The sequence below is a fragment of the Aquimarina discodermiae genome (assembly GCF_040786235.1).
In the GTDB taxonomy this organism is placed as follows: Bacteria; Bacteroidota; Bacteroidia; order Flavobacteriales; family Flavobacteriaceae; genus Aquimarina.
The window spans coordinates 82,580-97,620 of the sequence record NZ_JBFMKP010000001.1 but is presented as its reverse complement, the minus strand read 5'-3'; the positions used below and the strand labels follow the sequence as shown (position 1 = coordinate 97,620).

7 protein-coding genes are annotated in these 15,041 nt (G+C 35.3%); 1 reads left to right on the top strand and 6 read right to left on the bottom strand.

From position 1 onward, the window contains the following. Positions 1 to 167: 167 nt before the first annotated feature. From ABW636_RS00340 to ABW636_RS00320, 5 genes are all read right to left on the bottom strand, one after another. Positions 168 to 737: a hypothetical protein gene (locus ABW636_RS00340; RefSeq protein WP_367587952.1), complete on the bottom strand. Its 570-nt coding sequence runs from the start codon at positions 735 to 737 to the stop codon at positions 168 to 170. A 9-nt stretch (positions 738 to 746) separates the two neighbouring features. Then, a complete protein-coding gene (locus ABW636_RS00335) occupies positions 747 to 4,772 on the bottom strand; it encodes a hypothetical protein (RefSeq protein ID WP_367587951.1) in 4,026 nt (1,341 codons plus the stop codon). 67 nt (positions 4,773 to 4,839) lie between these two features. Then, entirely contained in the window at positions 4,840 to 6,156 is a 1,317-nt protein-coding gene (locus ABW636_RS00330) for an ATP-binding protein (protein ID WP_367587950.1), read from the bottom strand. 607 nt (positions 6,157 to 6,763) lie between these two features. Next, the gene (locus ABW636_RS00325; protein WP_367587949.1) at positions 6,764 to 8,302 is read right to left on the bottom strand and encodes a YifB family Mg chelatase-like AAA ATPase; all 1,539 of its coding nucleotides are present in this window, start codon (positions 8,300 to 8,302) and stop codon (positions 6,764 to 6,766) included. A 229-nt stretch (positions 8,303 to 8,531) separates the two neighbouring features. Next, positions 8,532 to 9,866 carry an aspartate kinase gene (locus ABW636_RS00320; RefSeq protein WP_367587948.1) on the bottom strand — a complete coding sequence of 445 codons (1,335 nt, stop codon included), beginning with the start codon at positions 9,864 to 9,866 and terminating at the stop codon, positions 8,532 to 8,534. Between the two features lie 114 nt (positions 9,867 to 9,980). Here ABW636_RS00320 and ABW636_RS00315 point away from each other — a divergent pair, with 114 nt between their 5' ends. After that, positions 9,981 to 10,625, top strand: a complete 645-nt coding sequence (locus ABW636_RS00315; protein ID WP_367587947.1) for a hypothetical protein — start codon at positions 9,981 to 9,983, stop codon at positions 10,623 to 10,625. A gap of 90 nt (positions 10,626 to 10,715) precedes the next feature. Here ABW636_RS00315 and ABW636_RS00310 read toward each other — a convergent pair whose 3' ends face one another. Next, positions 10,716 to 14,786, bottom strand: a complete 4,071-nt coding sequence (locus ABW636_RS00310) for a reprolysin-like metallopeptidase (RefSeq protein WP_367587946.1) — start codon at positions 14,784 to 14,786, stop codon at positions 10,716 to 10,718. Positions 14,787 to 15,041: the final 255 nt, after the last annotated feature.

Genomic DNA, 15,041 nt, shown 5'->3' with positions numbered 1-15,041 from the left:
TTATGTTTTTATTATTCAATTTTTATTTTATTTCTGGGAAATACATCAGCACTTAAATCACCACTATCCTTTACCAACACTATTAAAAATGACAGCCATTAAGAATTATAGTAACAATCATAAAACAATGATTATTCCTTCGCTTTCTTTAAAAATATAGAAATGCTTTATTCTTTATTATAATCTGCAAGACTGGTTTCTTCTTCTGGTGCATGATATTTTTCTACCGCAATTAAATCTCCCGAATCCAATACCTGCAATCCTTCTCCTTCATGTGGATGATACCATTCTCCTTTTTTTGAATCAAAACTTTTTTCATATATAATTTTCCTTCCTTCCTCCGTATCACTTACATAAAATATACTTGAAAAATAAAGGTCTCGACCTCCCTCTGACGGATAACTCACATAACAAGCATATAAGTCTTTTCCTGTTACTACCTGTGATAAATTATATCCCAATTCAAAATTCTTATAATGCTTGATTTGAAATAAAGTTCTGGGAACAAACTTGCTCATTTTAATTTTTGTAAACTCTACATCCTCTTCATCATCTAAATCAAACTCCAAACCCGTTCTCGCAATGGTAGTTTCCGATAAATATGAATGCAAAAAAACAGAAAGCTTATTAGCTAAAACATCAACTTCTTCATCAGTCTTAGTTACATCCCATTTAGCTATCAAACCAGTATTTTCTATATTGATATAATCTTTAATAAATTCTTTTATTTTATCCATTTTCTTTTTTTATTCAGTTCCAAATAACAAATCTGACTCTTTTATTCCAAAAGTATTTTTATCCAATCGTTTACCATTAGAATCATTCAATTTTACTAAATACAAAACTTTTCTAACTCTTTCCTGATTTGTTTGCTCTAACCTTTCTTTAATCTGTGCGGTTAATTCTGCGTCAGACATTAAGTGACGTTCATCTAACGGGTCTTTTACATGCTTGGCTAATGCTTTACGTACCTCTGCTATCTCAAACTTAGTACTATCCTCTGCAAATTCCAAATGAACCTCTAAGGTAAAATGATCAACACCTACAAAAGAATCGATGTACTTATATATCTTATCTTCTTCATTACGCATTACGATTTGATTATACACTGCACTTGTAGCAACTATATTCTGAGCCTTTATATATCCAGATCCACCAAACATATTTGCAATAAGGTGTGCAGAATCCATTCCTGCATTTATCAATTTACCCTCACTATCTTGGGTAACACCTCTTCCTAAATCATGTAATGTTAATTTATCTCCAACAATTTTGACAGGATATCCAGCTGGATTAATATCAACTGTAAAAACCTGATTTCCTACTTCATCATTATATTTATACTTTATCTGTTTTCCTCCGTTATTTGGTAACAACTTTTCTTCTAAAAGGATAGGATAAAAACTACTATGAGGAGTAATACTTCCAATTCTTTTTCTTCGTTGTTGCACATCAGATATCGCTATTAATTTATTAAACACAATCTCATGATCATTCTTTTCATTACGTTGTTTAATAAACTTATTTTCTGATTGTCCTACAATAATTCCCTGCTCAGAGGTAGATGCTGCTTTGTACCCCTTAATCTGTTTTCCTACTCGTTTTTCTGTAATTCCTAAGCTAGGTTTTTTATACTCTTTTACATGCCCTGCTGTTAATAACCAACCTGCTACATCTTCTGTCTCATCACCAAAAATACTAAACAGAGCTACCAAATCTTTAGCGAGTGCCTCTTGTCGTTTCTCTAAAGCTTCATCCTTTTTCTCTGCAGCTGTATCATCATTTTTTGCATTTGTTTTTTGCGCTTTCTTAAATAGCGTCTCTACAGTTTCTCCCTCCTGATCTAATTGTTGCTCTTCGCTTCTTACCTTAGCAATTAAACCTGTTGCTTTTGTTTTATTCTCATCATCCAGATCACCAAGGCGCGACTCCCAATTTGCTAATTTTTCTTTCACTGGCATTTGTACAGAAGCCACCATTAGTTTTACTCCTTTACCTGAGGTATCAAACCAAAGGCGATGATTTTCTCCTCCTTCTTTAAATTTTACAACTTCACCTACTTCTGTATCTCCTCTAGTAAGATCTTCATCTTTCTTCTCCTTCTTTTTCTTCTTCCCAAATCCAAGTTTACGCCATATCTTTTTACCGGCCTTTTTGATTTTGAGCCATAGTTTGGTTAATGCTTTTTGTACACGTTTTCGTACTTTACGTACCAGTCCCAATACTTTGTTGGCCAGCCCACCAATCCCCAGTACAGAGGCCAATAAACCAATCACTACCGGTACTGCTTTGCCCAATGCATTTTCTATACTCTTGGCCACGGCTCCTACTTTACCTGCGGCAATAGCAGCAATCGATTCTGTAAAGGCAATCACCAATTCTGCAATCTGTGAGGCGCGTTCTATAAAGAATTTTACCACATCTACTATAGCCATCACTGCTTTTACAAAAGCCCCAACTGGTGATAACAACCCTAAGATCCATTTGATCCCCGCCTGTACCACCTGGCTCATGATCATTTCTTTGATGGCACCAATCACCGTTTCTTTTAGATCCTGGAATTGTTCTTTAAGATGTTCCCACAGCCCGGCAATTCCTTCATCTCGTAGGATCTTGACCATGGTAAAGCCAGTTTCTAGGGCTTTTACAATGGGCTCACCAATTACCTTGGCCCCTACGCTACGTATATTATCCCAGGTAAAACCAAGTATTTGTGTGGTTAACGAGAAAATACCTTTAAGTGAAAATACATTTTCTGGGATTTGTATACTCACAGACCCCAAAGTACCGGTTAACCATCCTATTAATCCGCTTTGTAAATGGGTAGCAATATTGGTAGCAAAGTTTTTCACTCCCTGGCCTACCCCAGTCATCAGGTTCTTTAAGAACCCTATAGGATCGGTGATAATAGCACCTACGGCAGCCACTACACTAGCCAATAGATTGGTTAGGATATTTTTTACTTTGATAATGATATCAAATACTCCCTGCAGTGCACTTAGGGCTTTACCTACCAGACCACTATTGGCAGCTTTTAATTCTTCTATTTGCGTATCGATACTAGCCAGATTATCGGCATATTGTTGTGCCAGAGTATCGATTAGCATTTCTTTTTTGTTATCTACATCCTGCTCGAGGCTATCGAATTTTGACTGTATATCGCTAGCTGCCTGTTGCCCGATCTTTTGCAGATTAGGAGACAAACCACTTACATAGTCCTGTACTTCTTTTTTACCATCTTTGATGGTTTGCTTGGCTTTGTTTAATTCTTTGGCTACCAAATTAGCAATGGCTGTAAGGTATCCATCCATGGTCGAGATATACAGTTTTCGGCCGCTTTCAAAGAATTTGTTTACTTCATCCGGTAATCCTACCACCGCATCTTTTACTCTTCGTAATTGTCGCAGGTCAAACCAGGAATCTCCATAACGATTTTTCTTATAGGTTGCCATTTCTGTTTCGATATGGCTTTCGAATGCTTTTTGCGCAGCTTTAGACCCACTTACAAATTTGGCAGCTACCGATTTGTCTAAGGCATCTAAAATAGTAGTTACCTTGGTCTTTGTACCCTCATACAGGCTTTGTACTTTATCGGCTACAGCTTTACGAGCCGCGGTATCTTTGGTAGCTGTTTGTTGTTGGTTACCACTAACTTTATCCAGCCCAGCCACTCGGCTGGCATGCATACCATTAGTAGCGGCATTTGCTTGTTGCTGGCTTTGTTGCTGTGCATTGGTTAACTGCTGCGTTTCTGTAGTTCTAAATTGTGTAGTAGCTGCAGTACTTTGTGTTTTTGCCGCGTTTTTCTCTTCCAGAGCTGTTTTAAAAGTGGCTTCATTAGAATTGGCCAGGGTAGCATCGGTGATACCATGTTGTTCCATCTGGGTATCTAACGTAGCTGTTTGCTCTTGTATCGGCTGTTCTACCGCTACTGTCGAACGTTTGGGGGGCATTGCCTGAGCGGTAGGTATGGTAGCCGGTTTTTTACCGTTCATAGGCGTAGGCATTGCAGCCACTGTTCTTACCGGTACGACGGCCTGGTTAGGTGCTGCATTGGTAGCTCCTGCGATCGCCCCAGAAGCATTGTCTTGTGCTGTGCTTACATCGCCCATAGCAGCAGACTGCACCGCATCTATATTATTATTTTCTTTAAAGTTATCTGCCTCTTCTTCGTTTTTGGGCAGCGTCATCGCATCGATACGGCTCTGTAATTGTTTTTTGAAATCTGCCGCACTAAAAGTTCCTGCTTCTTGTTCTTCCATCACCGCCACCTGATTGGCCTGTGCAGTACTCATACGCTCATTAGAGGGTGAAGGAGCAGCTTTCTGCGCATTGACTGATGCTGTTGTTGCAGGTTCGTGCTTACGTTGCCTTTTGGCAGTAGCTTTAACAGCTCCTACCATAGCTATAAAATTAGGATCTTCTGATGAGCTCTTAGGAGTAGTTATAATTTCTTCTTTTGCTGCGCCTGCATTAGCAAATTGAGGATAATCGCCCAGGTTAAATTGATTTTTTGCAGGTGTTGGAAACTGTGCATCCAGCACATCTTTTGCAGGAACAAAAGGATCTTTTGCTAAGGCGGCTACGGTACTTTGTTTAGCAATAGGAGCCACTGTAGTAGCAGAAACGGGTGCCACTAATGATACCGGAGCATTGGAACCACTCTCTTTTACCGATACCGGTTGTGGTTTTTGTAGTGGTACCGCAGGCTTTTTGCGCGGTACTGGTTTGGGCACTTTAGCTTTTACTTTGGGTGGCTTTTGTTCCGTCATACTACTTTATTATATGTTACTTACATCTCCTATTATCTACAGTGTACTAAAAATGAAATTCACATTTTTAAAAAACTCTGTCCTCTTTATGGTATTCTTTTTTGATGCTATCTAACATCATTTGATGCGAGATCATCCTATCACCGTTATCCAGGGCTTTTAAGCTTACATCCTGGATCACATTCATAATATTCGAGCCATTTAGGATATATTTTCCTGCAATGTCTCTTAGGTTGATATCTTCTTTTATCGTTAACTGTGCAGGAAGATTTTTTACCCACATCTGATAGCGTTCTTTAGGTTTTGGGAAATCAAATTTGATAACTGACTGAAAACGTCGCATAAATGCATCGTCGATATTGTCTTTATAATTAGATGCCAAGATCACCATCCCAGGAAAAGATTCTATTTTTTGTAACAAAAAAGATACTTCCTGATTGGCATACTTATCATGCGAATCCTTTACATTGGTACGTTTTCCGAAAATGGCATCGGCCTCATCAAAAAACAAGATCCAATCTTTATTTTCGGCTTTATCAAACAGGTTCGCCAGGTGCTTTTCGGTTTCTCCGATATATTTAGAAACCAACAATGATAAATCTACCTTGAAAACAGTTCTATTCGTTTGATTTCCCAAAAGACTGGCAGCCAGTGTTTTTCCTGTACCTGGTGGACCATAGAATAACGTTCTAAATCCCGGTTTTAGCTTATGCTTCATCTGCAGATCATTCAGCAACGTATCTTTATGATCTAACCATATACGTATGCCTTTTATATCATCAAGGGTTTCCTGAGGTAAGATCAAATCTTCCCATGCCAGTGAAGTTGAAATTTGCTGTGCCGGGAACTCTTCACTAAATCTTGGAATAAAAGGTTTGCCATACAACATCCCAAATAATTCATCTTCATAAATCTGCAATCGCCCTCTCATTTTTGGCTCTCCCGAAGGTGCACCAGCTAAATACAACCCACTTGTTTTAACCAATTGATTATCGTCAAAAAGATTAAAAAAGGTAACGCGTTTTTCTACATTGTTACCAAAGATTAAAAACTGTGCCGTTTCTCCTGTAGGGTCTGCATTCTTACCATCGGGTCGTATTTCTGCATACAGATAAAAGGTAGCACTACCACTTTCTATGGTTACTTCTCTAATAAGATGCGCATATAAGTAGGGGCTTAATGCCAGTAACAGAACCAATATCTCTTCGTGGCTATAATTTGATTTACTTATTTTAATGTACTTCCCTATTGATGTGTTTTGTAAAATGGCCGGATCATACCTTGGTCCTTCACTCAAATCGGTATCGGGGTTTTCATCCCGCCATTTCATCACTTCTTTTAAGTGATTGAATAAAATTTGTAATGTTTGCGTTGATTCCTGCATTCTTATTTTTTTCAGAAACTAAGGTAGTAACCCATATACGGTTACTAAACCATGACAACCTATTTGATGTAAATTTTCAAGCAAAAACCTAGTCATCTTGAGTTTATCGAAAGATCGATATAATTTTTCTCTATGTCATCTCGAGCGTAGTCGAGAGATCACTATGAAAAATCACTCAATTTAATGGCTTTTTAAAACTAAATATTTACACCCAATTCATGTTATTCATCTCTGTATCTTATCATTACTATAATCACCAACCCGTTTTCATGCTTACATTTTTGACTAAATTTATCACATTGTTGGTTTCCGTGTCTTACAAATATGGAATCTCTTTTAAAAAAACCCTATTTTTTTAGCAACATAATGCAGTCTTTTCAGTGGAAAAATGGTTAAGCCTTATATATGCTATAAAACCTTCCTAGTTTTTAAAGTAGTGTAAAATATACCTTTTAAGATTCTAGTAAAGTTAATTTTAAAGGTATAGAGAAATCAACTAAAAGTCCAATAAGAATAAGTGTTAATAGCAATATGGAATAACATATCTATTAAAAAGGAAGTAGATTCTGTATAAAAAAATTGTTGTAATAAAAGCTATACCATAAAATTATCCTAACCAACCCTCTCTATCCAAACTACGGTATTGTATTGCTTCTGAAATATGATCTCCTGCTATAGATGTTGATCCTTCTAAATCTGCAATTGTTCTTGATACTTTTAAAATACGATCATAAGCTCTGGCAGAGAGATTTAATTGTTCCATTGCTGTCTTTAGCAAATCTTTTGAAGCTTTATCAAGTTTACAATATGTTCGTATTTGTTTGACTCCCATTTGTGCATTATAATGAATACTCTTTAGATCGGTATATCTATCTGTTTGAATATCTCTTGCTGCTATTACTCGTTTTCTTATTTCTACGCTAGATTCACCTCTACGCTCTTCACTTAATTTATCAAAAGGTACAGGAGTAACTTCGATATGAATATCTATACGATCTAACAAGGGACCTGAGATTTTTGAAAGATATCGTTGCATCTCTGCCGGCGAAGAAGTTACAGGAGCATTGGGATCATTAAAATACCCTCCTGGGCTTGGGTTCATACTAGCAACCAACATAAAACTAGAAGGATAGGTTACGGTAAATTTTGCTCTCGATATGGTCACTTCTCTATCTTCTAGTGGTTGTCGCATCACTTCTAGCACTTCTCGTTTAAACTCTGGTAATTCATCGAGGAATAATACACCATTGTGCGACAGTGATATTTCTCCAGGCTGGGGATAACTTCCTCCACCTACTAATGCGACATTGGAAATAGTGTGGTGTGGGCTTCTAAAGGGACGCTGCGCCATTAATCCTACATTTTCTTTTATTCGTCCCACCACACTATGAATTTTTGTAGTTTCTAATGCTTCTTGTAATGACATGGGCGGTAATATACTAGGCAATCTTTTACTTAGCATTGTTTTACCACTACCCGGCGGGCCTACCAATATAATATTGTGTCCTCCGGCAGCTGCTATCTCCATACAACGTTTTATACTTTCCTGCCCTTTTACATCTGCAAAATCAAATTCTGGACTTTCTAATGCAGCAAAGAACTCATCTCGAGTATCTACTACCGTAGGATCTAAACTTTTCTTTCCTTCGAAAAAGTCAATAATTTCTTTGATATTATCAATACCATAAACTTCTAGGTTATCTACAATAGCAGCTTCTTTTGCATTTTGCTTAGGTAATATAAAACCTTTAAACCCTTCTTCTCTGGCTTTAATTGCGATGGGTAATGCTCCTTTTATAGGTTGTAAACTACCGTCTAGCGATAATTCTCCCATGATAAGATAATCTGCAATATCTTCTGCTTTAATTTGGCCACTAGCCACCAAAATACCTAGTGCCAGTGTGAGATCATATGCAGATCCCTCTTTGCGTAAATCGGCAGGAGCCATATTAATGGTAATTTTCTTTCCCGGTAATGTAAATCCATTATTTTGCAAAGCAGCAGCTATTCTAAAACTACTTTCTTTTATCGCACTGTCGGGCAAACCTACCAAGTGATAACCAATCCCTTTATCAATATTTACTTCTACAGTAATAGTAGTGGCTTCTACCCCAAATACTGCACTTCCAAAAACTTTTATTAACATGTCTATCTATTTGCAAAAAACAAACATACATGAAACGAGTGTCAAATAATGAAACTAAAAATTTGTAGGGTACTATTATTTATCTAGATTAAAATTATAACTAGCCACACTCTTAATCAAAAAATTAAGAGTGTGGCTAAAAAAGTAGAGCGTATAGTACTGTAGAAGCCTCATAGCATGAAGAAAAATACGCCCTACTCACTTTTAAAAAAGTTACATAACAAAAAAATTATACTACAGCTTCTGTTTTGTTTTGAAAAAGTTTTTCGTTTAAAAACTTTAATGTTTCTATTTTATCATTGGTATCAACCAAAATAGATATATTATTATTACTTCCTCCATAAGAAACCATACGTACAGGTATATGATTTAATATTTCAAAAAGTTTATATGAATTCTTGTCGTTTATCACAGATTCTCCTACAATACAAATAATACTGTGGTTTTCTTCTATGGTTATTTCTGCATAGGTTTCTATCTCTTTAACGATCTTATCTAGATTACTGGTATCATCAATTGTTAATGAAATAGCAATTTCTGATGTTGTAATCATATCGATCGAGGTTTGATACGTATCAAAAACTTCAAAAATTCTTCTTAAATATCCATGTGCCATTAACATACGATTAGACTTTATCTTGATCGCAGTAATTCCATCTTTTGCAGAAATTGCTTTTAAACCTTCTTTATGTGTCCTATCAGAAATTACAGTTCCTGGTGCTTCTGGATCAAACGTATTTTTTAATAATACCGGAATGTCTTTTCCTATAATTGGTGATACTGTTTGCGGATGTAATATTTTGGCTCCAAAATATGCTAACTCTGCTGCTTCATTATAGGTAAGATGTGCAATTGGATGCGTGTTATCTACATATCTTGGATCGTTATTATGTAGTCCATCAATATCGGTCCAAATTTGTACTTCTGATGCATCTAGTGCAGCGCCTATAATTGTGGCTGTATAATCACTACCCCCTCTTTTTAAAGTACTTATCTGACCTAGTTCATCTCTGCAAACAAATCCTTGTGTAATATAAACAGAAGATTGAGGACCAGCACTTATTATATTACTAAGTCGCTGACTTACTTTATTAATGTTAGGATTTTCTACAGAATCTACATGCATAAACTCTTTTGCATCTAATAACACATTCGATACGTTTACAGTAGCAAGGTAATTAGAGAATATATACGTTAATAACGTTTCTCCAAACGTAACAATTTTTGCATTAACCACCTCTGAGTATTGCTGACTAGAAACCTCAAACATTTCTGTAATAATCGAAGAAACTCCATCCTTCAGTTTATTTTTAACATCCTGACTCTCTATCAATTCGTCTATTACATCACAATGTTTTTTCTCTAATTGATGTAAATTTCGGGTAATAGCTTCAGAATCATTAAATCTAATACTATCTACCAACTGAACTAACTGATTTGTTACCCCAGACATTGCAGAACACACAACGATCTTATCCTCTTTATCAGAAATCAAAATATCTTTTATGATATTAAGATTTTTAACAGATCCTACCGATGTTCCTCCAAACTTTAAAATTTTCATCAATCTCTATGTTTATGGTTTCTATTTACAGTGCATAAGTAGTTATTATTAGTCGGATAATAAATATTTTAAAAGAAAAAGTATAGATTTGCACAGAATGTTAAATATATAACAATGAAAACTATTACGGACTGTGTTCATAATATACTACGTCATCAACCATTTCTAGAAGATGCGCTATCTCGCGACATTATAAATTTTAGTTCATTAGCCGTTGATCTTCAACCTAAGGTAGAAAAAACAATGAAAAAACCCGTAAAACCTGGGTCGATTGTAATGGCGCTAAGAAGATATCACCCCAGGCGCATCAAACATATTGATAACCTAAGAAGTCTGGGAGATATTGTGGTTAGATCTGGAATAACAGAATATACCTTTCTTAACTCCAATAGTATACTAACAAGCCAACGTAATCTTTTGGATATCGTAAAAAATGAATCAAAAGCCTATTTTACCTATTCAAGTAATTTTCAAGAAAGTAATATATTGGTAACCTCTTCATTAAAAACAACTGTAGAAAAACATTTTGAAAATGAGACCTGTATTTCTGTAACAGACAATTTATCTTCTATTTCGATAGCCTTACCAGAAGATAATTCGAAATCTGTGGGTCTATATTTTTATATCTTCAAATTATTGGCTTATGAAGGGATTCCTGTATTTGAAGTAATCTCTACTTCGAACTATTTCACTCTTTTTCTGGAAAAAGAATATGTAAACAAAGCTTTTCTTTTGATGAATGAAGTAAAAGAGAATTAAAACCCTGTTTTTAAACAAAACAGGGTTTTAATTCTCTTTTACTTCGAATAATTTTCATTATAGAATCTGGTATGATCAATACGATATGAATTATTTGACCACCAATGTTCTAACTTCTACCTTGTGGTTTAATACTATTTTTACCAGATAAGATCCCGCCTCTATATTGGCAGCTCGTATTTGTTTTTCTTTATCAAATTGATGGATTGTTTCTTTATAAATTAACTTTCCTGAAAAATCAAAAATAAAAACTTCTTCTACCTTATTATTTCCTTGATAGTTTAAAGCAAAATTACCATTCTTACTGGGGTTTGGAGCAATCAGCACTTCATCACTTGGTTTTTCTTCATTTCCTCCTTCTGCTGATTCCTGATCAGGCTCCTCTACAACTGGTGTACTTGTAGTTTCTATAATAAGTGAAACATTATCAACCAATGCTTTGGTCACTGTATAGGCATTACTTTTAAAGTTTGCGATAAATCTTACGATTATATTTTGGCCTTCATACCCTTTCAAATTTTCCAGAATCTGCCTCGTTATTTCAACGTTAATACCACCTTCTTTTGGGGCTATTCCAAACGATTGCTGATCTACCATTGTTATCAGCTCATTAGATTCTGTATATAAGCCAGTTGTAAATGTATGAGCCTCAGATAGATTTACATCAGTATAATTATACTCCACTAGTAAATCAAAAGATATAGTGGCAGAGGTCATCAATAGTTCTTCTTTAGGTAATGCAATTGTTTGCTCTAACACATATTCTTCATTTTGACTTCCCGAAAAACTAGTATACGCTGCAAAATCCCCTTTTGTTGGTAGTATATCTGGCACATTTGCACATAACCGTTGTAAATAGTTTAAAACAGTAAAGCCTTTATGACACTCATCAGATTCTTTGATTTCAGAAGATATCCAATCTCCCAGTCTGCCACACTCAAAGCTTCCGTTTTTTATATATTCATTTTTATTATTTTCAGAAACCGAAAAACATGATGGTTGTGGTTCGCAAACAACTTGTGCTTTCCATCCAGAGGCAGATATAATCACATCAGAAAACAATTCGAAAGTAAGACTCCCAGAAGTATGAGAAGAAATAAAAGTACCTGGTAATGAGTTACCAGTATACCCAGAACCATTAAAAAGACGTGGATAACTATTATCTGGTCCATCATATACTCTTAAGTAATCAAACCCATACTCTAAATCAAAAGATTCAAAGGTTACTCTAACTCTTTCTCCAGAAACTGCGGGACTTACCACAGATGTAGAAGTTTCGTTAATTTCATAATCACCATCTGGTCCTCCTGAATCATAAAAATATCCTGAAGTACAAAAATCTTCTGTAGTGGTAATTGATAATGGTCCCACATAAGCACTTTTTTTATCTCCTGAACATACAGCTCTAACATAAAAATCATAATTTTCTAAAGAAGTTAATCCATTAATATCATGATAATTTTCATTTACATTTATCAGTGTTCCCGTTCCTATAGAGAATCCAGAAATACCATATTCTATCTCCCATTGAGAGGCTGTTCCTTTTTCCCATTGTAAACCTATATATGATGGACCAATCTCTGTATATTCTAATTCAACAGGACTAGGGCATAATGTGGTAAAAGTATTTATTGCAGAAAAATCTGTGGTTTTACATGGATTATCACTTTTAACCCTCCAAAAATACTGCGTATTATACTCTAATACATCTGATATATACTCATTTTCGAAAACCGATTTTGAATCTATAATATTAGTAAAATTAATATCAGTAGCAATTTGAATATCAAAAGTAGTAGCATTCTCATTTTCTGACCAGATGAACATATGATTAAGGAATATTCCTGATTCATCATCAAATGGTGACACCAAGTTGGACGCGGATATTGTATCATCAAAAATGTAGAACTTAAGTTGCGTCTTTTTTTCTATTCCTGAAACAGAACGACCAATAATGAAAAAGGTATATTCTCCTACATCTAGGTTCTGAACACCAGAAAGAGTTATACCTACAGGGGTTTCTACTAATTGAGAACCTGAGATTGAAGAAGGTGTAAAATCTATCCCTAATCCCAGAGGAAGGTTTTCTACAGAGAAAGTAACTTCCTGATCAAAATCTAGGTACGTTTTATAGGTCAACTCGTATGAAAGCTCTTCATTAAAACAAAGCAATTCTGTACTCGTTACTGGTGCAATAGAAAATTCTGAAACCTGTATCTGAAAATTTGTACTATTTACAGCAAAGAATATATTATTTACAGCTTTTACCATAATCCTAGCGTGCTCGGTACTTTCTACTCCTTGCAAGACAAATGTTTCTGTTCCATCATTATCAATATTATCCTGTAAAGTATATGGGTATGTATATCCACCATCAACAGATAATAAAATAGATACTTTATCAGCATTAATAGGATTTTGATCTGTATTTGCCACATCCCATTCTACTGTTATTTGCTTGCCAACGTCTATTGTTTCTGAAATACTTTGCGACGTAACTCTAAAAGGCCCTGATGTGTCATCAACAGTTACTGACATACCATCAGTATTTGTCTGTCCGCCCCCCGGCTCGTTATCTCTAACCGTAAACTCAAACTTCATATTTCTTGCAACCGAGGGCAGTACCTCCCAGGTTGGAGTGAGGTCTCCTGCTAAGACATCTGCCAATTGGGGCATATACCTTTTGGTTGAGCTTGAAGGTAATCTAGATCTAAAAAGTGGTCCATTGGTCCAATTTGATTGGGGATAGTTTGAAGAAAATGGATTTTCAGGATTATTTTGTTCCCAGCAATACGTTAAACTAGTATCTCCATCAATATCATTTGCATCGCCTTGAAGTACAAATGGTGTCGATCTGGGTATTATAAAATCGGGGCCTGCATTGGCCACAGGAGCTATATTTCCTGTATCTATAACCTCTGCACAAGCACTATTATTAATGGTCCAAATAGCAACGTCTCTAATATCTACATAATTAAAATAATCATCGGGAGTATTTTGTACGTTTGGAGAGCAAATTCCTGCATATCCCATTATAGAACTCCCACTTCCGGGTTCTACTTCACTATTAAAACCACTACGGCAATTACTACTACTCTGTACATGATATCCCCCAAATTGATGTCCAAATTCATGTGCAACAATCAAATTAAAATGATCAGAATCAGGTGCTCTATGCACCGTATACCCTTTGCCTTTAGAACCATCTGTACAAACACATGCAATACAACCTGCATTTCCATAAACAGCATCTTCAACATGAAATAAGTGCCCAACATCATACCCCCAGCCCTCATCAAAACTTTTGGTATCCAAGGTATTTTGAAGCTCAGTATTTAAATTTATCCCTGTACTATATGGGTCTGACAAAGGATCTAAAAATAATAACGAGTCATTCTCAGGAATAATTTGCATGGTCACACCAAAATCTCTTTCAAATATTGCATTAACTCTTACAATTGTAGCAACAGCTGCAGCCATTATTTTTGTTTTTCTTTGCGAATCGTTTACCTCTGTACCATCCAGAAAGTACTGCGAATAATCACCACTTGTTGATAGTGCTAAACGGTACCTTCTTAGTTTACCATCATTAGCATTTCTACTATTTATAGATTGTAAATCACTCAACTTAGCAGTAAGATTATCTGTTGTTTGACAATCAAAGTCAAACCTTCTACTTTGCTTATTCGATCTATAAAAAAGATGTGAATTCTTATTTACCGGTTTTATAAGCATCGTTTGTTTACCAGCAGTTGTTATACTTCCTCTTAATCCTACTATAGGACAATACGTAAATTGTATTGTTTTATTTGGATCAGTAATGCTCCTACCCACATAAGTTTTTATACTGGGGTATTTTTTTGCCAAATCCCGATGCATCACATCTGTTTCATGTACCTTATAAGCAATAAGGTTTCCTTTATCACCAGGAAAATTAATTATGATGTTCTTTGATTTAAAATCAAAACTGCCGCTACTTTGATTTAACAAATGCTGAAAATTTTTATTGTTCAAATCAAAAATCGAATATTCTTGAGTATCTACTTTCTGTTTATACGACAAATTCTCTGTCTTTTGTTCCCATATCGTCTGAGCACAAACCCTAAACAAAGAACCAAAGAAGAAACAGAATATTAAAAGTTTATAAGTAATTTTATTCATAAGCTAACCGATTTAAAAGTTTAATATATGTGTCTCGACAAAGTAAAATGTTACCATAGCTTTTAATTTTTTTTTCATATTGGTTGCTCACTTCTCTTTCGAGTGACATTTCACCTTACCAAAAACAGAAAAACGAATGCATTAATCATTTAGTTACTATCATCACAACCATGATTATATCGCATTCTTTTAATCTTTCCCAAGATCATTATTAAAAGAATGAAATAACTCAATTTCAATTATTTAAACGCTATT